This is a genomic window from Frateuria edaphi (genome assembly GCF_021117405.1).
GTDB lineage: Bacteria > Pseudomonadota > Gammaproteobacteria > Xanthomonadales > Rhodanobacteraceae > Frateuria_A > Frateuria_A edaphi.
The window spans coordinates 34,511-56,097 of record NZ_CP088251.1; the positions used below are offsets into that span (position 1 = coordinate 34,511).

At 67.2% G+C, this 21,587-nt stretch carries 25 protein-coding genes and 1 tRNA gene; 17 read left to right on the top strand and 9 right to left on the bottom strand.

Annotated elements, in window-relative coordinates; translation table 11 throughout:
* Window positions 1–8: 8 nt before the first annotated feature.
* On the top strand, window positions 9–1,670 hold the full coding sequence (locus LQ772_RS00170) for a hypothetical protein (protein WP_231322866.1): 1,662 nt from the start codon (window positions 9–11) through the stop codon (window positions 1,668–1,670).
* A gap of 36 nt (window positions 1,671–1,706) precedes the next feature.
* Here the strand turns inward: LQ772_RS00170 and LQ772_RS00175 are convergent, their stop codons facing one another.
* The gene (locus LQ772_RS00175) at window positions 1,707–2,120 is read right to left on the bottom strand and encodes a TonB-dependent receptor (RefSeq protein ID WP_231322868.1); all 414 of its coding nucleotides are present in this window, start codon (window positions 2,118–2,120) and stop codon (window positions 1,707–1,709) included.
* A gap of 226 nt (window positions 2,121–2,346) precedes the next feature.
* On the opposite strand from LQ772_RS00175, the gene LQ772_RS00180 reads away from it, so the two are divergent.
* Window positions 2,347–4,221 carry an MFS transporter gene (locus LQ772_RS00180; RefSeq protein WP_231322870.1) on the top strand — a complete coding sequence of 625 codons (1,875 nt, stop codon included), beginning with the start codon at window positions 2,347–2,349 and terminating at the stop codon, window positions 4,219–4,221.
* 48 nt (window positions 4,222–4,269) lie between these two features.
* Here the strand turns inward: LQ772_RS00180 and LQ772_RS00185 are convergent, their stop codons facing one another.
* The 8 genes from LQ772_RS00185 to LQ772_RS00220 form a co-directional block, all read right to left on the bottom strand.
* Complete coding sequence (locus tag LQ772_RS00185) at window positions 4,270–5,139, bottom strand: beta-lactamase induction protein (RefSeq protein WP_231322872.1); 870 nt, start codon at window positions 5,137–5,139, stop codon at window positions 4,270–4,272.
* 87 nt (window positions 5,140–5,226) lie between these two features.
* Window positions 5,227–6,204, bottom strand: a complete 978-nt coding sequence (gene nudC, locus LQ772_RS00190) for an NAD(+) diphosphatase (RefSeq protein WP_231322873.1) — start codon at window positions 6,202–6,204, stop codon at window positions 5,227–5,229.
* 7 nt (window positions 6,205–6,211) lie between these two features.
* The gene (erpA, locus tag LQ772_RS00195) at window positions 6,212–6,580 is read right to left on the bottom strand and encodes an iron-sulfur cluster insertion protein ErpA (protein WP_231322875.1); all 369 of its coding nucleotides are present in this window, start codon (window positions 6,578–6,580) and stop codon (window positions 6,212–6,214) included.
* 140 nt (window positions 6,581–6,720) lie between these two features.
* Window positions 6,721–7,152: a bactofilin family protein gene (locus LQ772_RS00200; protein ID WP_231322877.1), complete on the bottom strand. Its 432-nt coding sequence runs from the start codon at window positions 7,150–7,152 to the stop codon at window positions 6,721–6,723.
* Between the two features lie 2 nt (window positions 7,153–7,154).
* Window positions 7,155–7,895 carry a DUF6776 family protein gene (locus LQ772_RS00205; protein WP_231322879.1) on the bottom strand — a complete coding sequence of 247 codons (741 nt, stop codon included), beginning with the start codon at window positions 7,893–7,895 and terminating at the stop codon, window positions 7,155–7,157.
* Between the two features lie 158 nt (window positions 7,896–8,053).
* Window positions 8,054–8,524, bottom strand: a complete 471-nt coding sequence (gene bfr, locus LQ772_RS00210; RefSeq protein ID WP_231322881.1) for a bacterioferritin — start codon at window positions 8,522–8,524, stop codon at window positions 8,054–8,056.
* Window positions 8,525–8,617: 93 nt separating this feature from the next.
* Window positions 8,618–8,824 (bottom strand): (2Fe-2S)-binding protein, encoded by a 207-nt coding sequence (locus LQ772_RS00215; protein WP_231326092.1) that lies wholly within the window; start codon window positions 8,822–8,824, stop codon window positions 8,618–8,620.
* 47 nt (window positions 8,825–8,871) lie between these two features.
* Window positions 8,872–9,417: an RNA pyrophosphohydrolase gene (locus LQ772_RS00220; RefSeq protein WP_231322883.1), complete on the bottom strand. Its 546-nt coding sequence runs from the start codon at window positions 9,415–9,417 to the stop codon at window positions 8,872–8,874.
* Between the two features lie 158 nt (window positions 9,418–9,575).
* Here LQ772_RS00220 and LQ772_RS00225 point away from each other — a divergent pair.
* From LQ772_RS00225 to glmU, 15 genes are all read left to right on the top strand, one after another.
* Window positions 9,576–9,652: transfer RNA gene (locus LQ772_RS00225), tRNA-Met, on the top strand.
* A gap of 86 nt (window positions 9,653–9,738) precedes the next feature.
* Window positions 9,739–10,101 carry a 6-carboxytetrahydropterin synthase QueD gene (queD, locus tag LQ772_RS00230; RefSeq protein ID WP_231322885.1) on the top strand — a complete coding sequence of 121 codons (363 nt, stop codon included), beginning with the start codon at window positions 9,739–9,741 and terminating at the stop codon, window positions 10,099–10,101.
* Between the two features lie 118 nt (window positions 10,102–10,219).
* Window positions 10,220–10,606 (top strand): phasin family protein, encoded by a 387-nt coding sequence (locus LQ772_RS00235; protein WP_231322887.1) that lies wholly within the window; start codon window positions 10,220–10,222, stop codon window positions 10,604–10,606.
* 254 nt (window positions 10,607–10,860) lie between these two features.
* A complete protein-coding gene (locus LQ772_RS00240) occupies window positions 10,861–11,226 on the top strand; it encodes a hypothetical protein (protein WP_231322889.1) in 366 nt (121 codons plus the stop codon).
* Between the two features lie 3 nt (window positions 11,227–11,229).
* Window positions 11,230–12,036: a F0F1 ATP synthase subunit A gene (gene atpB, locus LQ772_RS00245; RefSeq protein WP_231322891.1), complete on the top strand. Its 807-nt coding sequence runs from the start codon at window positions 11,230–11,232 to the stop codon at window positions 12,034–12,036.
* 68 nt (window positions 12,037–12,104) lie between these two features.
* Entirely contained in the window at window positions 12,105–12,383 is a 279-nt protein-coding gene (gene atpE / locus LQ772_RS00250; protein WP_231322892.1) for a F0F1 ATP synthase subunit C, read from the top strand.
* Between the two features lie 94 nt (window positions 12,384–12,477).
* Window positions 12,478–12,948, top strand: coding sequence for a F0F1 ATP synthase subunit B (locus tag LQ772_RS00255; protein WP_231322894.1), 471 nt, complete (start codon window positions 12,478–12,480; stop codon window positions 12,946–12,948).
* Between the two features lie 2 nt (window positions 12,949–12,950).
* A complete protein-coding gene (locus LQ772_RS00260; RefSeq protein WP_231322896.1) occupies window positions 12,951–13,484 on the top strand; it encodes a F0F1 ATP synthase subunit delta in 534 nt (177 codons plus the stop codon).
* A gap of 125 nt (window positions 13,485–13,609) precedes the next feature.
* Window positions 13,610–15,160 (top strand): F0F1 ATP synthase subunit alpha, encoded by a 1,551-nt coding sequence (gene atpA, locus LQ772_RS00265; protein ID WP_231322898.1) that lies wholly within the window; start codon window positions 13,610–13,612, stop codon window positions 15,158–15,160.
* Window positions 15,161–15,248: 88 nt separating this feature from the next.
* On the top strand, window positions 15,249–16,166 hold the full coding sequence (atpG, locus tag LQ772_RS00270) for a F0F1 ATP synthase subunit gamma (protein WP_231322900.1): 918 nt from the start codon (window positions 15,249–15,251) through the stop codon (window positions 16,164–16,166).
* Between the two features lie 78 nt (window positions 16,167–16,244).
* Complete coding sequence (gene atpD, locus LQ772_RS00275; protein ID WP_231322902.1) at window positions 16,245–17,678, top strand: F0F1 ATP synthase subunit beta; 1,434 nt, start codon at window positions 16,245–16,247, stop codon at window positions 17,676–17,678.
* A 56-nt stretch (window positions 17,679–17,734) separates the two neighbouring features.
* On the top strand, window positions 17,735–18,163 hold the full coding sequence (locus LQ772_RS00280; RefSeq protein WP_231322904.1) for a F0F1 ATP synthase subunit epsilon: 429 nt from the start codon (window positions 17,735–17,737) through the stop codon (window positions 18,161–18,163).
* 248 nt (window positions 18,164–18,411) lie between these two features.
* A complete protein-coding gene (locus LQ772_RS00285; protein WP_231322905.1) occupies window positions 18,412–18,930 on the top strand; it encodes an energy transducer TonB in 519 nt (172 codons plus the stop codon).
* Window positions 18,931–18,994: 64 nt separating this feature from the next.
* Entirely contained in the window at window positions 18,995–20,077 is a 1,083-nt protein-coding gene (locus tag LQ772_RS00290) for a DUF748 domain-containing protein (RefSeq protein ID WP_231322907.1), read from the top strand.
* A gap of 64 nt (window positions 20,078–20,141) precedes the next feature.
* Complete coding sequence (gene glmU, locus LQ772_RS00295; protein ID WP_231322909.1) at window positions 20,142–21,515, top strand: bifunctional UDP-N-acetylglucosamine diphosphorylase/glucosamine-1-phosphate N-acetyltransferase GlmU; 1,374 nt, start codon at window positions 20,142–20,144, stop codon at window positions 21,513–21,515.
* The last annotated feature ends 72 nt before the right edge of the window (window positions 21,516–21,587 follow it).

Genomic DNA, 21,587 nt, shown 5'->3' on the forward strand with positions numbered 1-21,587 from the left:
CGGTGGCCGTGCGTCACGGCCGCGCGCTGGCCATCGCCGGCGCGGTCCTGGGGCTGGTCTATGCGCTGGTAGCGGTCGGCGGCATGCTCCTGCTGTCGCCGCGCGTGCCCTACGCCGATCCCTGGCGCTTCTATGCGCACCTGCTGGCGACGCCCTGGCCGGGCAATGTGCTGACGGTCGACAACGGCCATCCGGAAGTCCTGCCCAACCTGCTGCGCCTGTTCGAACTTCAGGTGCTCGGCGGCGGCCAGTGGTTGCAGATCCTTGTCGGCCTGTCGTTGCTGGCCGGTTGTTGCCTGCTGTGGGTCCGCGCCGCTCCCGGCGATGGCGAGCGGTACGAACCGTCGGCGCGCACGGGTTGGTGGCTTTGCGGCGCGCTCATGCTGCTGTGGTTCGGCAACGGCCGCACGCTGGCGCACGCTAACGAATCGGTGCATGCATACCTGGTGATGGCCTGCCTGTTCGGCGGCGTGCTGCTTGTCGCCCGTCCCGGTGCCGCACGGTTGGTGCTGGCGTTGGCACTTGGACTGGTCGCCACGCTTTCCTTCGGTACCGGCGCGGCGGTGTTCGGCGCCCTGCTGATCACGCTGTGCCTGCGTGGCGCCCGCGGGCAGGAACTGCTGGCCTGGCTCGGGGCGACGGCGCTCGCGCTGGCCTGCTACTTCGCGCTGCCGCGTACCGGTGGCGACATGCCTGCCTTGGCGATCGAGCCGGGTTGGCAGGCGAGCGTCCTGCTGCGCTGGTTGGCAGCGCCCTACCTGTATGCGATGGGCCCGTTTGCCGACGCAGCCCTGCAGGACAAGCTGCCCGCGCTTGCGCGGAGCGTATCGGCGCCGTTCGCGCAACTGTCCCTGCGGTGGTTCGGCGACGCCCGGCAGGCGGTCTGGCCGGAATTGGGCCTCGGCCTGGCGGGCATGCTCGGGCTGGGCGTGCTGAGCCTGCGTGCCTGGCGCCGGCCGTGCGCCTGGCCACGGCAGGAGCTGCTCGCGCTGGCGACGAGCTGGTTCGCGGTCGGCTGCGGGCTGCTGGTGGCGATCGCCCGCGCCAGCTACTTCCGGCAATACCCCACGCAGATCTACTCGAGCCGTTATCTGGTGTGGTCGTCGTTGTTCTGGGGCGGCCTGCTGGCCGCGATCGTCCTGCGCCTGGCGACGCGCGGGAACCGTCGCACGGCCTGGGCGCTGCCGTTGTTGGCGGGCCTGTTCCTGTTGCCCAGTACCTGCTGGATGGTATTGCCGGCGCGGCACGCCCAGGCGATCGCCGATCGCGACGCATTGGGCGTCATCAACGGCGTGCTCGATCGCGACACCGACCACGGCGAGAACGTGCTGGACGAAATGGTCGCCGCGCGGCCCGTGCTCGCGCAGCGGCATACGGCGGTGTTCGCCTCGCGGCCGGCCCGCCTGCTCGGCACGCGGGCGCCTGCGCAGGCCATGGCCCTGCCGGTGCGTGACATTCAACTGGCGAGGGTCGACAACGCATTTCCCTGGCCGGGAGCCGACGTCCGCTTCGCCTATGCGGCTGCGGCAAGCCCGCCTCTGTTGCTGGTGGACCGCAGCGGCGAGGTGGTCGGCCTCGCCATGCCGGCCGATAGCACGGGAACCTGGCTCGGCTCGGCCCGCGGCACGGCCGGATCCCTCTCCGGATTGCGGGTGATGGCGCCCTGGTAAGACTCGCCGCAGGGCATCGCCGTGCGGCGATCCCGGTCAGGCGGCTGCGCGGTCCGGCGCACCGGGTTCGGCGCTGCGCGCCGTGCCCGGACGCACCACCATGTAGAGCATCAGCAGCATGCCCAGCAGCACGCCGATCGAGCCGATGCCCAGCAATGGCCCCAGCGTCGCTTCGGTCGCCTTGCCGCCATAAAGCAGGAAAAGGCCGACCAGCAGCACGGCCGCCGCGGCCTGGTGCAGCACGAACTGGGTCATGGCGAGGGCGCGTCGGGGCATGTCCAGCCACAGCCGGTGGATGATGCCGTAGACCAACGAAACCACGAAGCCGACCATCAGCACATGGGCGTGCGTCACCAGTTGCCCGTGGTTGTGCGATGCGGCCATGTAGATGCCCAAAGCCATGCCGATCGCGGCATAGCACAACGCCCACACCAGATATCTCCGGCTCATGTCCATCGTGTTTTCCCCTCTCGAAACGCAGGCGCCAGGTAGGCGGGCGCCGTGAGCGCCGTGGAAGGTTTCGTTGTAATGCGAGTGCAACGAGTCCGCCCCCCGGCGGCACCTTCCGCCGCCGACGGTATGCCCATTGGCGCGCCCTCGCAACGATGCGCCCATGGCGGCGGGCGGAGACCGGCTTTCACGCTAGGCTAGCGCCAGCTCCCAGCCCAGAACCCGCATGAGCCAATTCAACCTGCTCGGCCAGCGCCGCTTCGCCCCGTTCTTCTGGACGCAGGCGCTGGGCGCGTTCAACGACAATGCCTTCCGCAACGCGCTGGTGATGCTGGTGGCGTTCCAGATGGGGCTGGACGACAGGAGCGTGTCGCTCTACACCAACCTCGCGCCGGCGCTGTTCATCCTGCCGTTCTTCCTGTTCTCGGCCACCGCCGGACAGCTGGCGGAGAAGTACGAGAAGACGCGCATCATCCGCGCGGTGAAGTTGTTCGAGATCGGCGCCATGGCGCTGGCGGCGATCGGCTTCCACACACACGACACCATCCTGCTGCTGGTGGTGCTGTTCCTGATGGGCCTGCACTCGACCACCTTCGGGCCGATCAAGTACGCGATCCTGCCGCAGGCGCTCGAGCCCGTTGAGCTGGTCGGCGGCAACGGGCTGGTCGAGATGGGCACGCAGCTGGCGATGCTTATCGGCATGATCGCCGGCAATTCGCTGATGCTGGTGGCCGGCATCGGGCCATGGCTGGCATCGGTCGCGACCATCGCCGTGGCGGTGGCCGGTTATATCGCCAGTCGACGCATCCCTTCCGCGCCGGCCACGGCGCCGGATCTGAAGTTCAACTGGAATCCGATGAGCGAAACCGCGCGCGTCCTCGGCATCCTGCGGCGCGACCGCGCGGTGTTCAACGCGGTGCTGGGCATTTCCTGGTTCTGGTTTTTCGGCACGGTGCTGATCGCGCAGCTGCCCAACTACACGCGCGAGACCCTGGGTGGCGATGGTTCGGTCAACACGCTGGTCCTGACCCTGTTCTCGATCGGCACCGGCGTGGGCGCGCTGCTGTGCGAGCGGATGTCCGGCAGACGCGTGGAGATCGGCCTGGTGCCGCTGGGCGCCTTCGGACTGACCGTGTTCGGCGTGGACCTTTACTTCGCGCGGCATGGCGCGGCGCTGGTGCAGGGGCTCGACTGGCTGGCTTTCCTGCACGGCGCGGGCAGCTGGCGGGTGGCGCTGGACCTCACCCTGATCGGTGTGTTCGCCGGCTTCTACGTGGTGCCGCTGTTCGCCTTCGTGCAGGCGCGCGCGCCGCGCGAGCAGCTCTCGCGCGTGATCGCGGGCAACAACATCATCAACGCACTGCTGATCGTGCTGGCGGCGGGTTTCGGGCTGGGCCTGGGTGCGCTGGGCTTCGATGCGGTGGAGACGTTCCTTGCCGCTGCGCTGCTCAACGTGTTGGTGGCGGCGTACATCTTCACGCTGGTGCCCGAGTTCCCGATGCGCTTCATCACCTGGGTGCTGGTGAACACGCTCTACCGCGTGCGCGTCGAAGGTGCGCGCCACGTGCCGGAGGAAGGCCCGGCGCTGCTGGTGTGCAACCACGTCAGCTTCATGGACCCGCTGCTGCTGATGGCCAATCTGCGCCGCCCCGCGCGCTTCGTCATGTACTACCGGATATTCAACATTCCGCTGCTGCGGTTCGTGTTCCGCACCGCCAGGGCGATCCCGATCGCCGGTCAGAAGGAGGACCCGGCGGTGCTGGCGGCGGCTTACGAGGCGATCGACCAGGCGCTCGCCGCCGGCGAGGTGGTGTGCATCTTCCCCGAAGGCGGGCTCACACGCGATGGCGAGATCGGGGCGTTCCGGCCGGGCGTGCTGCGCATTCTGGAACGGCGGCAGGTGCCGGTGGTGCCGATGGCGCTGCGCGGGTTGTGGGGAAGCGTGTGGAGCCGGCGCGACACCCGGCTGGGACGCGCGCGCCTGCCGCGGCGATTCCGCGCGCGGGTCGAGCTGGTGATCGATGCGCCGGTCGCATCCGAACGGTTGCGGCTGGACGTGCTGGAAGCACGCGTGCGCGAATTGCGTGGCACGCTGGCGTAGGTGCACACTTGCAGGGCGGGGCTTGAGCCCGCCCTACGGGGCCGCTCGTCAGGTCAGCCAGCCGCCCAGCACGATCAGCGCGACCACGCTCAGCCACGCCAGCAACGCCCGCAGGAACGCGCTGCGCATGCGCGCCAGTTCCAGCAGCGGGTCACTGCGCTCCTCGACATAACCGTCGCCGGCTTCGATCTCCACCTCGATGTCGGCGCAGGCCGCGGCCGCCAGGAAATCCGGGCCGTCGGTATACCAGCTGGTGGGCGCCGCATGCAGGCGCCAGCGATGCCAGGCGGCCATTACCGCATCCCAGTGGCCGACCAGCGCCAACGTGAAAACCAGCATCTGCGCGGGCAACCAGTCCAGCGCATTGGCGACGTAGTGCGCGTGACGGCGGCTGGCGGCGTCCAGCGCCAGCGTGTCATCGCGGCCCAGCGCCTGCGCGAGCCGGTAAAGCAGCGCACCGGCGGGCCCCAGCACGAAGAACCAGAACAACACCCCGAAGCGCCGACGCAGTGCGGCGAGCGCCACGGCTTCGCCCAGCGCGTGCGCGTTCCAGGCGACCTGCCCGCCCGGTTCGGCCAGACGCTGCGCGGCGATGTGGCGGGCGACCGGATCGGGTGCGTGCAGGATCGCTTCCAGATCCGCCTCGAAGGGGCGCGGGCCGAGCCCGTAGAGCAACACGACGACCGCGAAGGCCAGCTGCAGGAAGCTGCCAAACGGCAGCTGGCCGAGCAGTTCGGCCAGCAGCAGGCAGAGCACGGCGGGCACCACCAGTGTCAGCAGCACGCGTCCGCGCCCGGCGGTGTCGTCCAATTGCCGCACCCAGCCGCGGAACACGCCATCGCCCCGCCATTGCGCCAGCTGCGGCAATAGATGCAAAAGGCCGAGGGCGATAAGGGCGGCGAGCAGGCTGAGGGCCATCGAAAAAACTCCTTGGATGCCCCGCCATTCTAGGGCAAGCGTTGCGGCGCACCCGTTTGGAACCGCCATGCACGCCCGCCCACGCGGTCACGCCCGAGTGCGCTCCTTCAGCGGGTCGGCCGTGAACGCGTCCAGCTCCAGCCCTGCACGCTCGCGCAACCAATGCGCCAGCAGCTGATAAGACACCGACAGCCTCGTCGGCGTGGCGAAACTGCCATCGGCCAGGCCCTCGATGATCTGCGCGGGTGTGAACCAACGCGCTTCTTCCAGCTCGCCGTCGCGCAGGTTGATCGCGGGGTCCAGCGCGCTGGCGATGAAGCCGATCATCAGCGAGGCCGGCAAAGGCCACGGCTGCGAGGAGTGGTAATGCACCGCGCCCACGCGCACGCCGGCCTCCTCGGCTACTTCGCGGCGCACGGCGTCTTCGAGCGATTCGCCCGGCTCGACGAAGCCGGCCAGCGCCGACCAGCGGCCCTTCGGCCAGCTTGCCTGGCGACCGAGCAGGCAGGCGCCTTCGTGCTCGACGATGGTGATGATCGCCGCGTCGGTGCGCGGGAAGTGGAGGCGTCCGCACGCCGCGCTGGTGCACTGCATGCGGTGGCCTGCGGCGACCCGCACGAGCGGCGCGCCGCAGCCGCTGCAGAAGCGCGTCTCGCGCTGCCAGTGCGCTAGGCCCTTGGCGTAGGCGAACAACCCCGCCTCGGCGGCGGACAGGCGCAGGCCCGCTTCACGCAGGCCGATGCGGCGCGCAGCCAGACGCTCTTCCAGCGAGTCCAGTGGCTGGTCCTCGTCCAGCGCGAGCAGGAAATGCGGACAACCCTGCGCGACACCGAGCAGACTGACGGGCACTCCGGCGAACAGTTCGCGCCGCTCGGCTTCGCTCAGCCAGCGCAGGCCCTCGGCTTCGCGCAGCAGGTAGCTGTCGCCGGAGGGATCGAGCAGGAGGTAGCGCACCTCTCCACAACCGGCCTGTTCTAGCAGCCACGCTTCGTGGTCGCGGCGTTCGGCCATGCGGTCGAGCACCAGGCTCAGGCCGGCAAAGATGTTGGTGACGGCAGCGGCCATCGGCGGCTCAGGTCGAGAACGAGGAGCCGCAGCCGCAGGTCGTCTTGGCGTTGGGGTTGCGGATGACGAACTGGGCACCCGAGAGGCTCTCCGCGTAGTCGATCTCCGCGCCGGCGAGGTACTGCAGGGACAGCGGATCGACCAGCAGGGTGACGCCTTCGCGATCGAGTGCGAAATCGTCCTCGGCCTGGGCCTCGTCGAAGGTGAACCCGTACTGGAAGCCCGAGCAGCCGCCGCCGCTGATGTACACGCGCAGCTTCAGCGCCGGGTTGCCCTCCTCGACGATCAGTTCGTGCACCTTGCGCGCGGCGGCCGCGGTGAAGACCAGTGGCGCGTTGGCTTGGCGGTAATCGGGAATCGAAACGAGGGTTTCCATGCGGCGAATGTGCGGTTGCGAGGGCGCGATCTCAAGGATAGCGCCTACCGGCCACCAGAAGTCTGGCCGCGGAAAACGCCCGGCCCGACATGGCCACGGGGGGTCCGACGGGCAGTGCAGCGTCCGGGCGGCTACCGCCATCAGGCCGGCACGGCCTCGTCGAGTTCGGCATCCGGCTGCGACGGCGACGGCAGCTCGCGCGCGACCGCTTCCACGCGATGGCTCATGCGCCCGTTCACCTGCGCACCGCCGGCCATTTCCAGCGTGCGGTAGTGCACGTCGCCGGTGATGCGCGCCAGCGGTGCCAGCTCCAGCCGCTCGCCGGCGTGGATGTCGCCCTGCACGGCGCCGTTGACGATCACGTGCGGCACGTGGATGTCGCCCTGCACCTGGCCGTACTCGCTCACGGTAAACACGGCGTCCTCGCCGTCGGCCAGCACGGTGCCCTCGATGCGGCCATCCAGGTGCAGCGCGCCGCTGAAGCGCAGGTCGCCGCGGATCACCGTGCCGCGGGCGATCAGGCTGGTGTCGTTGCTACCGTCGGCACGGTCGGTGCGGCGTCGGTTGAACATGATCAGTTTCCCCCTTCGATCGTAGTGAGGTTGCCCGACAGCGCGTCGCTCCACGCCACGGCGCGGTCGACGGCGTCGCCATCCTCGGGTTTGACACGGATGCGCAGCCGCGTCGGCTTGAAATCGGCCGGCAGCATGAACGTGGCATGCAACTGCTGGAAATAGCGGAAGCGGAAGGGCAGGCCGTCCTTCTGCGCGGCATCGCCCAGTTGCGACCAGTCCATCGCCACCACCTTGTCGCCGCGCACGCCTTCCACGCTGAGCGTGACGATGCCGCTGACATCGCTGCCGCGCTTGGCGTTCTGCGTCAGGCTGAGCGCAAGGTTCCAGGCATGCGAGCCATTTACCGGACGCAGCTGCACTTCCTGCACCTTGAGCCCCTCGCGCTGCGCGTTGCCGCCGACCAGGCGCGAATAGAAGCCGAGGTCCGCTCGCAGGCCATTGATCTCTTCGTCGCGCTCGGTGAGCGTGCCGCGCAAGGATTGGGTCGCGATGTCGGTGACCTGTTGCGCGCGTTCGAGATTGGCGATCTGCTGCTTGAGCTGCTCGTTTTGCGCAGCCAGTTGCTTCGCTTCGCGATGATCGACCGCGGCGGGCGTGGTACGCCAAGCCAGCACGCCGACCACGGCTCCGGTCAGCAGCAGACTGGCCAGCCAGGCCACGCCCAGCCACAGCCGGCGGCGGCGCAGGCTGGCCTCATCGTGCGGGCGCACGACGAAGCGCGGAGGCGGGCGTGAAGCCATGAGGAGATCCGGGACTGCTGGGGTGTCCGGTATAGCGGCAGCGTGACGAAAGCGTCAAGGAACGGCCGCACGGTTTGCGCGACCGCGTCCGCGCAGGAGCCCCGCCTGGGCAATGCCCGGTAGGAGTCATTGCCAACGAGGGGGACAAGTACGAGCTGTCAGCTGCCCATCTTGCTCTGCAGATAGCGCTCGGCGCCGATGTCCTTGACCAAGTTGAGCTGGGTTTCGAGCCAGTCGATGTGCTCTTCCTCGTCATGCAGGATGTTCTTGAACAGGTCGCGGCTGACGTAGTCGGCGATGCCTTCGCTGTGCGCGATCGCCGCACGCAGGTCGATCGCGGCGGCCAGCTCCAGGTCGAGGTCGCCCTGGATGCATTCGAGCACGTTCTCGCCGATGCGCAGCTTGCCCAGGTGCTGTAGGTTCGGAAGGCCATCGAGGAACAGGATGCGCTCGATCAGGCGATCGGCGTGCTTCATCTCCTCGATCGATTCCTTGTACTCGTGCTCGGCCAGCTCGCCGTAGCCCCAGTCCTTGAACATCCGGTAATGCAGGAAGTACTGGTTGATCGCGGTCAGCTCGTTGTAGAGCACCTTGTTGAGGTACTCGATGACCTTGGCGTCGCCTTTCATCGGGTGAGTCTCCAGTCTGTCCGACCGGCGACTATACGGGCTCGCCCGTAGCGGGGGAGAAACGCGAATGGTTGCGGTTTGGGGCCCGCGGCATCAGGCGGTGACCAGCGGCAGCGGGAACGCCACCTGTGCCAGGGCGGTCTCGAGCGTGGCGCGTGCCTCGGGTTCGCAGCAGCCACAGCAGTCGGAGCAGCCGGTGCGCGCCTGCAGCTCGGAGAAGGTGCGCACGCCATCGGCGACGGCGCGGCGGATATCGCCGTCGGTCACGGCGTTGCAGAGGCAGATGTACATGCCGCGCATTCCAGCGCGAATGCGAATGATTGTCAACTAGGTTTCCGGCCTTTTGTTCAGGCGACTGCGCGATCGCCTGGACGGGTGCCCTCCGGCGCGCGCGGGAGGGCGCCGAGCTGGACGCTCAGCAGCTCCTCCACCAGCGGTGCGAAGTGGCGAAGCGCGCGTTCATACACTTGGCGCTTGAAATTGACCACGTGCACGGCCGGATACCAGAAGTCGACCCAGCGCCAGATATCGAACTCCGGTTTGTCGCAGGCGTCCAGCTTGAGTGCGTCCTCGCCGCCGACCAGGCGCAGCAGGAACCACACCTGCTTCTGGCCGATGCAGGTGGGTCGCTGGTGGTGGCGCACGTAGCGGTTGGGCAGGCGGTAGCGCAGCCAGCCGCGGGTGCTGGCGATGACCTGGACGTGCTCCGGCGCAAGCCCGGTCTCTTCCGCCAGTTCGCGATACATGGCCTCCAGCGGGGTTTCGTCGCTGCGCATGCCGCCCTGCGGGAACTGCCAGCCATCGTGGCTGACGCGGCGGGCCCAGAACAGCTGGCCATCGCCGTTGAGCAGCACGATGCCTACGTTGGGGCGATAGCCATCCGCGTCGATCATGTCGCCTCCTCGAGCCCGCGTGCCACGGATGCAGCGGCCCTGGGCCTCGAATCCAACCATAGCGCGCGTGACGCCCGAAAGCGAAGAGGCTTGAACCGGCCGGATGCGCCAATTACACTGCCGGGCTCCGTTGGCGCCACGCGCCGGCGACGCCCCATGGCTATGTAGCTCAGCCGGTTAGAGCACAGCACTCATAATGCTGGGGTCGGTGGTTCGAGTCCACCCATAGCCACCACGCGCCCGCGGCGCCGTGTTTTTCCCACCACTTCCCTTTGCGTCGCCGCCCGGGCCTGGCCGCGGGACGACATACAATGGCTCGCCATGCACATCCACAAAGTGTTCCAGATCGAGGCGGCACACCGGCTGCCCAACGTGCCGGCCGGGCACAAGTGCGCGCGACTGCACGGGCATTCGTTCCGCATCGAGATCCACGTCGAAGGCGAGCCGGACCCAATCCAGGGATGGGTGATGGACTTCGCCGACGTCAAGGCAGCTTTCGCGCCGCTGTTCGAGCAGTTGGATCACCACTATCTCAACGAGATCGACGGGCTGGAAAACCCGACCAGCGAGATGCTGGCGCGCTGGATCTTCCGTCGCCTCGATCCGCAGCTGCCAGGGCTTGACCGGGTGGTGGTGCATGAGACCTGCACATCGGGCGCGAGCTGCAGCCGACGCAGCTTCTGATGCAGTGCGGGAGCCTATTGCGGCCAGCCCTCCGGGGCCGACGGGTGCATCATGTTGCAATGCACAAAAATCTTTGCTAGGCTTGTTCCACTCCCAAGACTCCCGCGAGGGGCAAGCCATGAACAAGCCGTTCGACTCCCAGATGTTCGCCTACGCCCGCCAGTTCGCCGACAACGCATTCAAGGCACAGGCGCTGGTGCTCAAGGGGCTGGAGCAAACCGTCGGCCTCCAGCTGGCTGCGCTGGAACAGCATTCCCACGCCGCCGCCGATTTCCTGCTCACCGCCGGCGAAGCGCGTGACCCCGAGGCCCTGCGCGGCCTTTGGGACAAGGGCGTGGCGTTGAGCCGTGCGCAGGCCGAACAGGGTGTCGCGTTGAGCCAGAACCTGGTGGCCGTGGGTCGGCAGACGGTCGAGTCGCTCGGCGCGATGGTGCAGCCGCTCACGGCCGCCAACGACGCGGTCGCCGCGAATGCTGCTGCCGCCCGTAAGACGTCAGCCAGGTAAGGGCTTCTGCCCGCGTCCCATCCTCCTCGCCGGGACGCATTTCCAGGGTCGGACTTTGGTCCGGCCCTTTTTTATGGCGCCTCGATGCAGGAACTTGCGCCAGCTCTCAAGGTGAACGCGAGCGCCCGCACGACAAGATGTCGCAGTCGCTGCGGCTTGTCCGTCCAAACGCCCGGCTGATATACTTTTGCGGATTGGATCGTGGCCCGTAGCTGCAAGGGTGACGCCTGGTGCGAAGCCGCGCGGGAACACACGTGCTCAATAGTCTTGCCTCCGGACGCCGCCTGGCCCTGCGCATCGTGATGTGGCAGGTCGCCGCGGCAGCGCTGGTCGGCCTCGTCTTCCTGATGCAGGGGCGCCGCGAAGCCTTGGCGGCTCTTGCAGGCGCCCTTGTGGTGGCGCTGGGCAACGCGCTGCTTGGCGCGCGGGCCTTCGCCGGGATGCACGGGGCGGGCATGGCACTGGGTCGGCTGCTGGTGGGCATGATCCTCAAGTGGATCGCGGTCATCGGAGGGATGGGCGTGATCCTGATCAAACTGAAGTTGCCGCCGCTGGCTGCCATCACGGGGCTGGCGGCTGCTTACGCGGTTCATCTGCTGGCGTTTCGATTCAAGGGTTGACACATGGCAAGCGAGCCGCAGGGCGGTCTTACCGAATACATCTCCCACCACCTCAAGCACCTGACTCCGCATACGAGTCCGGAAGGCTTCTGGGCGGTGCACATCGATTCGGTCACGGTGTCGCTGGTGCTCGGCGTCCTGTTCTGCCTTTGGTTCTGGGCGAAGGCGCGCAAGGCGACGGCCGGCGTGCCGGGCAAGGGTCAGGCGTTTGTCGAGATCGTGCTCGAGTTCGTCGACGGCCAGGTCAAGGACGTGTTCCACGGCGACCGCCGCGTGCTGGGCCCGCTCGCGTTGACCGTGTTCGTCTGGGTGTTCCTGATGAACGCGATGGACCTGCTGCCGGTTGATCTGTTGCCCTGGATCACCGAAAAGTTCGGCATCGGCCACTTCCGTGCCGTGCCCACGGCCGACATCAACATGACGTTCGCGATGTCGTTGACCGTGCTGATCCTGATCATTTTCTACAGCTTCAAGGCCAAGGGCTTCAGCGGCTACATGCACGAGATGTTTACCGCGCCGTTCGGCAAACACCCGCTGCTGTGGATCCCCAATTTCGCGCTGAACCTGGTCGAGCTGCTCTCCAAGCCGGTGAGCCTCGCGATGCGACTGTTCGGCAACATGTACGCCGGCGAGCTCGTGTTCATGCTGATTGCCGGGCTGTTCACCGCCGGCAGCTGGGCGCTGTATGGCATGGGCATCATCGGCTACACCGTGTGGGGGATCTTCCACATCCTGATCATCTCGATCCAGGCCTTCATCTTCATGGTGCTGACCGTCGTGTACATCTCGATGGCTCACGACCACCACTGATCTGCAGTCCCGTCTTTCGAACAACGTCCAACCGAAACACATAAGCTTTTCTTTCTGAGGAGATCGTCGTGGAAGCTATCGTTCAAATCGCGCAAATCCAGGGTTTCACCGCCATCGCGCTGGGCCTGATCATCGGCCTGGGCGCCCTCGGCGCCTGTATCGGCATCGGCGTCATGGGTTCGAAGTTCCTGGAAGCCGCTGCCCGCCAGCCGGAACTGGTGCCGCTGCTGCAGGGCCGCATGTTCCTGCTCGCCGGTCTGATCGACGCGGCGTTCCTGATCGGCGTGGCGCTTGCGATGTACTTCGCGGTGGCCAATCCGCTGCTGGCGGCCCTGACGGCGAAGTAAGCACGAAGCGGCGCTTGCGCGCCGCTCCCCTACGGGCGCCCGCGATAGCGGCGCCCGTACCCGTACCACCCCCGCATTTACAGGTAACGCAGCGATGGATTTCAACGCGACCTTGATCGGCGAAATGATCGCCTTCGCGATCCTGATCTGGTTCACGGTCCAGTTCATCTGGCCGCACATCAACAAGGCTATCGAGGAGCGCCAGCTCAAGATTGCCGAAGGCCTCGACGCCGCCGAGCGCGCCCGCGCCGAGCTGCGCGATGCCGACAGCAAGGTGGCCGCCGAGATCAAGGTGGCGCGCCAGCAGGCTGCCGAGATCATCGATCGCGCCCAGCAGCAGGCCAACCAGATCCTGGACAAGGCCCGCGCCGACGCGATCACCGAGATCAATCGCCTGAAGGCGAGCGCGCAGGACGACATCGCCTCGATGGCCCAGCGTGCCCGCGAGGAGCTGCGCGAGAAGGTCGGCGCGCTTGCCGTGCAGGGCGCCACCAAGATCGTGCAGCGCGAGATCGATCCGTCCGCGCACAAGGCGCTGCTCGACCAGCTCGCCACCGAGATCTGACCATGGCCCAGGCAATCACGCTCGCCCGTCCGTACGCGCGCGCCGCCTTCGAGCTGGCGCACGAGGCCGGCACGCTCGGCGAATGGTCGCAGGCCTTCGGCTTCGCCGCGGCGGTCGCGAAGGATCCGCGCGTGGCCGCGCTGGTCGGCGATCCGCGCGTGCAACCGATGCAACTGGTAGCGCTGCATCTTCCGCAGGGCATGGCTGCAGACACCGCGTTCGCGCAGTTCCTCAAGACGCTCGCCGAACAGCGCCGCCTGGCGCTGCTGCCGGAAGTGGCGGATCTGTACGAGGAGCACAAGCGCGAGGCGGGCTCCCAGCTGAAGGTCAAGGTGACCAGCGCGATGGCGCTGGATGCCACGCAGGCCGAGCAGCTGAAGGCGTCGCTCAAGCGCCGCTTCAAGCGCGAGATCGAACTGGAAGCCAAGGTCGATCCAGCCTTGCTCGGCGGTGTGGTGATCGATACCGGCAGCGAGGTGATCGACGGCTCCGCACGCGGTCGCCTGCAGCGTCTGGCCAGCGTCCTGGCGAGTTGATTCAAACGCGGCGTTCGCGTCGCGAATCGGGGCCGGCCATCCGGCACTGAACAAAATATCGAAGAGTAAAACCGGCCATGGGGCCGGACTCTTGAAAAAGCATTCCCAAATTCAGGAAAGCGACCATGTCCAGCACCACTCTGAACCCGTCCGAGATCAGCGAACTGATCAAGAGCCGCATCGAGCAGTTCAAGCTCGGCGCTGAGGCCCGCAACGAAGGCACCATCATCAGCGTGTCCGACGGCATCGTGCGCATCCACGGCCTGGCCGACGTGATGCAGGGCGAAATGATCGAGCTGCCGGGCAACGCCTTCGCGCTCGCGCTGAACCTCGAGCGCGACTCGGTCGGCGCCGTGGTGCTGGGCGAGTTCCAGCACCTGAAGGAAGGCGACACCGCCAAGACCACCGGCCGCATCCTCGAAGTGCCGGTCGGTCCGGAAATGCTCGGCCGCGTCGTCGACGCGCTGGGCAACCCGATCGACGGCAAGGGCCCGATCGCCGCCAAGAAGACCTCGCCGATCGAGAAGGTCGCGCCGGGCGTGGTGTGGCGCAAGTCCGTCGACCAGCCGGTGCAGACCGGCTACAAGGCGATCGACTCGATGATCCCGATCGGCCGCGGCCAGCGCGAGCTCATCATCGGCGACCGCCAGACCGGCAAGACCGCCGTGGCGATCGACGCGATCATCAACCAGAAAGATTCGGGCATCTACAGCATCTACGTCGCGATCGGCCAGAAGCGCTCGTCGATCGCCAACGTGGTGCGCAAGCTCGAAGAGAACGGCGCGCTGGCCAACACCATCGTGGTCGTCGCCTCGGCCTCCGAGTCGGCTGCGCTGCAGTACATCGCGCCGTATTCGGGCTGCGCCATGGGCGAGTACTTCCGTGACCGCGGCGAAGACGCGCTGATCGTGTACGACGACCTGTCCAAGCAGGCCGTGGCCTACCGCCAGATTTCGCTGCTGCTCAAGCGCCCGCCGGGCCGCGAAGCCTACCCGGGCGATGTGTTCTATCTCCATTCGCGTCTGCTCGAGCGCGCCGCGCGCGTCAACGAGGCCTACGTCGAGAAGGAGACCAACGGCGAGGTCAAGGGCAAGACCGGTTCGCTCACCGCGCTGCCGATCATCGAGACCCAGGCCGGCGACGTGTCGGCGTTCGTGCCGACCAACGTGATCTCGATCACCGACGGCCAGATCTTCCTGGAAACCGACCTGTTCAACGCGGGCATCCGTCCGGCGGTGAACGCCGGTATCTCGGTGTCGCGCGTGGGTGGTGCGGCGCAGACCAAGATCGTCAAGAAGCTCTCCGGCGGCGTGAAGCTGTCGCTGGCCCAGTTCCGCGAGCTGGCTGCGTTCGCGCAGTTCGCCTCGGACCTGGACCCGGCCACCCGCGCCCAGCTCGACCGCGGCCAGCGCGTGACCGAGCTGATGAAGCAGAAGCAGTACGCGCCGCTGTCGATCGCCGAGCTCGCGCTGTCGGTGTACGCCGCCGAGAAGGGCTACCTGGACGACCTGCCGGTCGCCAAGGTGCTCGACTTCGAGCGTGGCCTGCACGCGTTCTTCCATCAGAACCACGGCGAGCTGATGAAGAAGATCGTCGCTACCGGCGACTGGAACGGCGAAATCGAGGGCGTCTTCAAGAGCGGCCTGGACGAGTACAAGAAGACCGGTTCCTGGTGAACCCCGCCGGCGGGCCTTGAGGCCTGCCGCGCACGTTGACGGCGGGCCATGAGCCCGCCCCACGCAGGTCGAACCCAAGAGCAGACAGATGGCAAGCGGACGCGAAATCAAAACCAAGATCAAGAGCACGCAGAACATGCGCAAGGTGACGCGCGCGCTCGAGATGGTCTCGGCCTCGAAGATCCGCAAGGCGCAGGACCTGATGAAGGCCTCGCGTCCGTATGCGCGGATGATGCGCCGGGTGATCGCCCACGTGGCCCAGGCCAACACGGACTTCAAGCATCCGTTCCTGGTCGAGCGCGAGAATGTCGCGCGCGTGGCCTTCATCGTGATCTCCACCGACCGCGGCCTGTGCGGCGGCCTGAACTCGAACTTGTTCCGGCGCGTGTTGCCGGCGGTGCGCGAGTGGCAGGACAAGGGCGCGCAGGTCGACGTGGTGGCGATCGGCCAGAAGGCGATCCAGTTCTTCCGTCGCATCAAGGGCGTCAACCTTGTCGGCAGCGTCAGCCATCTGGGCGAGCGGCCCAAGCTCGAGCAGCTGGTCGGCGTGATCAAGGTCGTGCTGGACGCCTATGCGGCCAATGGACTGGACCGCGTGTTCCTGGCCTACAACGACTTCGTCAACACGATGACGCAGAAGCCGATGGTCGACGCGCTGCTGCCGTTGCCTCTGGTGGCGGCCGAGCTGTCGGCGCACCAGCAGGCAGGCGAGTCGGCCTATGCCGGCATCACGCTGGAGCAGACCCACGACTGGGACTACATCTACGAACCCGATGCGGCCGCGGTGCTCGAGCACGTGCTCGGCCGCTACGTCGAGTCGGTGGTGTACCAGGGCGTGCTGGAGAACCTTGCCAGCGAGCACGCAGCGCGCATGGTCGCGATGAAGAGCGCCTCGGACAACGCCAACAAGGTCATCGCGGAATTGACCCTGAGCTACAACAAGGCGCGCCAGGCCGCGATCACCCAGGAAATTTCCGAAATCGTGGGAGGTGCCGCTGCGGTCTGACCGTGGCAGCACAGCCTTTCTAGCGACGCGTAGCGGCGCTGCAATCAGACACTGAAAGAATCCATCCGGAGCACATCCATGAGCCAGGGCAAAGTTGTTCAGATCATCGGCGCGGTCATCGACGTCGAGTTCGCGCGCGATCAGGTGCCGCAGGTGTACGACGCACTGAAGATCGATGGCATGAACATCACGCTGGAAGTCCAGCAGGTGCTGGGCGACGGCGTCGTCCGTACCATCGCGCTGGGCTCCACCGAAGGCCTGCGTCGCGGCCTGGTCGCGCACAACACCGGCGAAGGCATCAAGGTGCCGGTCGGCGCTGCCACGCTCGGCCGCATCATGGACGTACTGGGCAATCCGATCGACGAAGTCGGCCCGATCAACGCCGAAGACCACTGGGTCATCCACCGCGAAGCACCGAGCTACGACGAGCAGGCCGCCGCCAACGAGCTGCTGGAAACCGGCATCAAGGTGATCGACCTGGTCTGCCCGTTCGCCAAGGGCGGCAAGGTCGGCCTGTTCGGCGGCGCGGGTGTGGGCAAGACCGTGAACATGCTCGAGCTGATCAACAACATCGCCACCCAGCACGCCGGCCTGTCGGTGTTCGCCGGCGTGGGCGAGCGTACCCGCGAGGGCAACGACTTCTACCACGAGATGCAGGACGCGGGCGTGGTCAAGCTCGACAACCTGCCGGAGTCGAAGGTCGCGATGGTCTACGGCCAGATGAACGAGCCGCCGGGCAACCGCCTGCGCGTGGCGCTGACCGGCCTGACCATGGCCGAGTACTTCCGCGACCAGAAGGACGAGAGCGGCAAGGGCAAGGACGTGCTGCTTTTCGTCGACAACATCTACCGCTACACGCTGGCCGGTACCGAGGTGTCCGCGCTGCTCGGCCGCATGCCGTCCGCGGTGGGCTACCAGCCGACCTTGGCCGAGGAAATGGGCGTGCTGCAGGAGCGCATCACCTCCACCAAGACCGGTTCGATCACCTCTATCCAGGCCGTGTACGTGCCCGCGGACGACCTGACCGACCCGTCGCCGGCGACCACCTTCGCGCATCTGGATGCGACCGTGGTGCTCTCGCGCAACATCGCCGCGCTGGGCATCTACCCGGCGGTGGATCCGCTGGATTCGACCAGCCGCCAGCTCGACCCGAACGTGATTGGCGCCGAGCACTACGACGTGGCCCGCCGCGTGCAGGGCACGCTGCAGCGCTACAAGGAGCTCAAGGACATCATCGCGATCCTGGGCATGGACGAGCTGTCCGAGGAAGACAAGCAGGTGGTGTCGCGCGCCCGCAAGTGCGAGCGCTTCTTCAGCCAGCCGTTCCACGTGGCCGAAGTGTTCACCGGCGCGCCGGGCAAGTACGTGTCGCTGGCCGAGACCATCCGCGGCTTCAAGATGATCGTGGACGGCGACGTCGACCACCTGCCGGAGCAGGCGTTCTACATGGTCGGCGGCATCGACGAGGCGATCAAGAAGGGCGAGGAGATGTCCGCCAAGAAGGCGGCCTGATCCCCTCGGGCGGGTCGCTCCGGCCCGCCTCCCCCTGAGCAGAACGAGACACCACCATGGCAACCACCATTCGCGTCGAAGTCGTCAGCGCCGAAGCCGCGATCTATTCGGGCGAGGCGACGATGGTCGTCGCCACCGGCGACCAGGGCGAGCTGGGCATCACGCCCCGCCACGCGCCGCTGATCACCCGCCTGAAGCCGGGCAAGGTCGTCGTGACCGAGGCCGGCGGCGAGAAGGTCGACATCTCGATCACCGGCGGCGGCATCCTGGAAGTGCAGCCGCACGCGGTCACCGTGCTGGCCGACACGGCCGTGCGTTCGGAGGAGATCGACGAGGCCGCCGCGCTGGCCGCCAAGAAGGAAGCCGAGGACGCCCTGGCCAACCGCTCCGACGCCATCGACGTGGCCGAGGCGCAGGCCAAGCTGGTCGCGGCGCTGACCCAGCTGCAGGCGCTCGAGCGCCTGCGCCGCAACCTGAAGCGCTGAAGGGCTGCGAAGTCCGACCTGGGAACGCCGGCCTCACGCCGGCGTTTTCGTTTGCGGCGACCGGCCTCCTCTTTCCCGTCGGAGAGGGTTGGGGGCCGCGCTTGCGGGTATGCGCAAGCCGACGTTGCTTCGAGACGGGCTTTTGGGTGAGTCCCGACTCCACGCCACGGTCCGCTCCGAGCAAGCTGCGGATTTGGCGCGTGCGGTGCCGCCGGCTAGGCTGTGCCGGCATCCAGGAAGGACCGGACATGATTCGTGCGATCACTCTGCTCAGCGCTGCCGCCTTGCTGGCAGCCTGCGCGCACACAGCGCAGAAGCCCACGTCCGACCCGGGTATCGGCTCGACGAGTTACCGGGTCGCCAACGACACGGGTCTGGCGCATTACTCGCTGGCCCTGGGCCAGGTCGCCATGGGGGCCACCATCGAGCAACACGTCCCGCCCGCCTACCCCGCCTCGGAGCTTGCGGCCTGCCCGCCGCAGGTCGAACTCCCGGCACGCGTGATCGTGGACACGCGAGGAAACGTAGGCGAGGTACGGATGGCCCCGCCGCCCGCACAACAGCTTTTTGCCGAGGCCGTGCGCAAGGCCGTGCAGGACTGGCGCTACACGCCGCTGACCATCACCCGCTGGGCGGCCGATGCAGACGGCAACAGTCACGCAGTGGACACCGAAGCCAAGCCCTTCAGCCTCGACTACGTGTTCACCTTCCGCTGCGAGCACGGCCATACCTCGGTGTCCGCCGGGCCGGAATCGCCCGCCCGTTGATCTGAACGCCGCGCCCACACGCATCCGCCTAGACTCGCGGCGGACTGGGCTGTCTGGACACTGCATGAAACACGTCGCCCGCCGTACGCTGGTCATCGTGCTGGTCATCGTCGCGCTCCTGGTGGTGGCGCGGTTGGCCCTGCCCTACGTCGTCAAGGACTACCTCAACCGCAAGATGGACCGCATGGGCGACTACCACGGCCATGTCGCGGACGTGGACATCCATCTCTGGCGTGGTGCCTACAGCCTGGGCGACCTGCGCATCGACAAGGTCGACGGCAAGCTGCCGGTACCGTTCTTCAGCGCGGGCACCACTGACATTGCCATCAGCTGGCGCGCGCTCACCCACGGCACCGTCCGCGGTCGCGTCGAGTTCGACCATGCCAGCCTCAACTTCGTCGACGGCGGCGACCAGGCGCCCAGCCAGGCCGGCAAGGGCGTGGACTGGCGCCAGCAACTGGAAGCGCTGGTGCCGATCCGGCTGGACGAGGTGACCGCGCACAACAGCCAGGTCACCTTCCATAACTTCGTGTCGCACCCGAAGGTCGACATGAAGATGACCGACGTGGAAGCCAGGGCGGTCAACCTGAGTAACGCCGATCGCGCCAAGGGCAGTCGCGTGGCCGACTTCCATGCCACCGCCAACGTGCTCGGCAATGCGCCGCTGACGGCCGATGCAAGCTTCGATCCGCTGGATCCGAAACTGCTGGATTTCACCTTCGACCTGCGCGTCCGGCAGATCGAGCTCAAGCGCCTGAACGACCTGGCGCGCGCCTACGCCAAGCTCGACTTTGCCGGTGGCAACGGCACCTTCGTCATGCAACTGCAGGCACGCAACGGCGAGCTCAACGGCTATGCAAAGCCGTTGCTGCATGATGTCAAGGTGTTCAGCTGGAAGCAGGATGTCGAGCAGGACAAGGAAAACCCGTTGCGGGTCGCCTGGGAAGCGCTCGCCAGCGGCATCACCTGGCTGTTCAAGAACCACGAGAAAGACCAGTTCGCGACCAAGGTGCCGATCAGCGGGCGGATCGACAACAAGGACGTCGGCGCCTGGCAGGCGGTGATCAACGTTCTGCACAACGCCTTCGTGCAGGCGTACACGCCCAAGCTCGAGGACCTGAAGCCGGCGCCGGAAAAGCAGGACTGACCAGTCCGCTTCACGAAGGCGCTGTTATCCTCGGCGCCCGTTGAAGGCTTCCACCGGTACCCGCATGCCCGCTTCGCCCCTCCACGTCGTGATCCTCGCCGCCGGCGAGGGCAAGCGCATGAAATCCCGCAGGCCCAAGGTGCTGATGCCGCTGGCCGGCAAGCCCCTGCTGGCCCACGTGCTGGCGACCGCCCGGGCGCTTTCCCCGGGCACCATCCACGTCGTGTACGGACATGCCGGCGAACAGGTGAACACCGCTTTCGCCGCCGATCCGGACATCGGCTGGGTCGAGCAGGCGGAGCGGCTCGGCACCGGCCACGCGGTGGCGCAGGCGCTGGCGCACATTCCCGATGGCGCGCGCGTGCTGGTGCTTTACGGCGACGTGCCGCTCTTGCGCGCCGACACGCTGGCGCCGCTGGTCGCGGCCGACGGCCTGGCGCTGCTGGCCACCGTGCTGGAGAACCCGCTGGGTTATGGCCGCGTGCAGCGCGATGCCGAAGGTCGCGTCGCCGGCGTGGTGGAGGAAAAGGACGCCGACGCTGCGCAGCGCGCCATCCGCCTGGTCAACACTGGCATCCTCGCCGGCGACGCCGACGCGCTGCGAGGGTGGATCGGCCGGCTGGAGCGCAACAACGCGCAGGGCGAGTACTACCTCACCGACGTCTTCGCCATGGCCGCGGCCGAAGGCCGTCCCGCCGCCTGCATCGAATGCGCCGATCCGGTCGAGGCGGCCGGCGCCAACAACCCGCTGCAGCTCACCGAACTGGAAGACCACCATCGTCGCCGTGCGACGCGGGAACTCTTGCTGGCGGGCGTGCGCATGGCCGATCCGGCACGGCTGGAGGTTCGCGGCCAGGTGCATGCCGGCATGGACGTGGAGCTGGACATCGACGTGATCCTCGAAGGGCGCGTGGTGCTCGGCGACGAGGTGCACGTGGGTCCTTTCGTGCGGTTGAAGGACGTGCAGCTGGCCGCCGGTACGGCGGTGCTGGCGCACTGCGACCTCGAAGGCGTCATTACGCATGGCCCGTGCACCATCGGGCCGTTCGCGCGGCTGCGCCCGGGCACCGAACTGGCGCCTGGCGTGCACATCGGCAATTTCGTCGAGACCAAGCAGGCGCGACTGGGTGAAGGCAGCAAGGCCAATCACCTCACCTACCTGGGCGACGCGCGCATCGGCGCGGGCGTCAACGTGGGCGCGGGCACCATCACCTGCAACTACGATGGCGCCAACAAGCACCTGACGCGTATCGAGGATGGTGCCTTCATCGGATCCAACAGCGCGCTCGTAGCGCCGGTGACGATCGGCCCCAACGCCACCATCGGCGCAGGGTCCGTGATCACCAAGGATGCGCCCGAGGGCGAACTCACGGTCGGGCGTGCGCGCCAGCAGACGATCCCCGGCTACAAACGGCCCATCAAGAAACCGAAACGGTAGGAGCGCACCCGTGCGCGACTGCAGGCTGTGGCACTGTCCCAAGGGAAAGCTGGCCGGTGTAGAAGCGCACTC

Coding starts and splice junctions, on each gene's coding strand:
- LQ772_RS00185 (WP_231322872.1), bottom strand. CDS start 5,139: ATGGCCCTCAGCCTGCTCGCCGCCCTTATCGCCCTCGGCCTTTTGCAT.
- bfr (WP_231322881.1), bottom strand. CDS start 8,524: ATGAAAGGCGACGCCAAGGTCATCGAGTACCTCAACAAGGTGCTCTAC.
- atpB (WP_231322891.1), top strand. CDS start 11,230: ATGGCAAGCGAGCCGCAGGGCGGTCTTACCGAATACATCTCCCACCAC.
- LQ772_RS00290 (WP_231322907.1), top strand. CDS start 18,995: ATGAAACACGTCGCCCGCCGTACGCTGGTCATCGTGCTGGTCATCGTC.
- LQ772_RS00200 (WP_231322877.1), bottom strand. CDS start 7,152: ATGTTCAACCGACGCCGCACCGACCGTGCCGACGGTAGCAACGACACC.
- nudC (WP_231322873.1), bottom strand. CDS start 6,204: ATGGCCGCTGCCGTCACCAACATCTTTGCCGGCCTGAGCCTGGTGCTC.
- LQ772_RS00220 (WP_231322883.1), bottom strand. CDS start 9,417: ATGATCGACGCGGATGGCTATCGCCCCAACGTAGGCATCGTGCTGCTC.
- LQ772_RS00175 (WP_231322868.1), bottom strand. CDS start 2,120: ATGAGCCGGAGATATCTGGTGTGGGCGTTGTGCTATGCCGCGATCGGC.
- atpD (WP_231322902.1), top strand. CDS start 16,245: ATGAGCCAGGGCAAAGTTGTTCAGATCATCGGCGCGGTCATCGACGTC.
- LQ772_RS00235 (WP_231322887.1), top strand. CDS start 10,220: ATGAACAAGCCGTTCGACTCCCAGATGTTCGCCTACGCCCGCCAGTTC.
- LQ772_RS00255 (WP_231322894.1), top strand. CDS start 12,478: ATGGATTTCAACGCGACCTTGATCGGCGAAATGATCGCCTTCGCGATC.
- LQ772_RS00205 (WP_231322879.1), bottom strand. CDS start 7,895: ATGGCTTCACGCCCGCCTCCGCGCTTCGTCGTGCGCCCGCACGATGAG.
- queD (WP_231322885.1), top strand. CDS start 9,739: ATGCACATCCACAAAGTGTTCCAGATCGAGGCGGCACACCGGCTGCCC.
- LQ772_RS00260 (WP_231322896.1), top strand. CDS start 12,951: ATGGCCCAGGCAATCACGCTCGCCCGTCCGTACGCGCGCGCCGCCTTC.
- atpG (WP_231322900.1), top strand. CDS start 15,249: ATGGCAAGCGGACGCGAAATCAAAACCAAGATCAAGAGCACGCAGAAC.
- LQ772_RS00215 (WP_231326092.1), bottom strand. CDS start 8,824: ATGCGCGGCATGTACATCTGCCTCTGCAACGCCGTGACCGACGGCGAT.
- erpA (WP_231322875.1), bottom strand. CDS start 6,580: ATGGAAACCCTCGTTTCGATTCCCGATTACCGCCAAGCCAACGCGCCA.
- glmU (WP_231322909.1), top strand. CDS start 20,142: ATGCCCGCTTCGCCCCTCCACGTCGTGATCCTCGCCGCCGGCGAGGGC.
- LQ772_RS00285 (WP_231322905.1), top strand. CDS start 18,412: ATGATTCGTGCGATCACTCTGCTCAGCGCTGCCGCCTTGCTGGCAGCC.
- atpA (WP_231322898.1), top strand. CDS start 13,610: ATGTCCAGCACCACTCTGAACCCGTCCGAGATCAGCGAACTGATCAAG.
- LQ772_RS00180 (WP_231322870.1), top strand. CDS start 2,347: ATGAGCCAATTCAACCTGCTCGGCCAGCGCCGCTTCGCCCCGTTCTTC.
- LQ772_RS00280 (WP_231322904.1), top strand. CDS start 17,735: ATGGCAACCACCATTCGCGTCGAAGTCGTCAGCGCCGAAGCCGCGATC.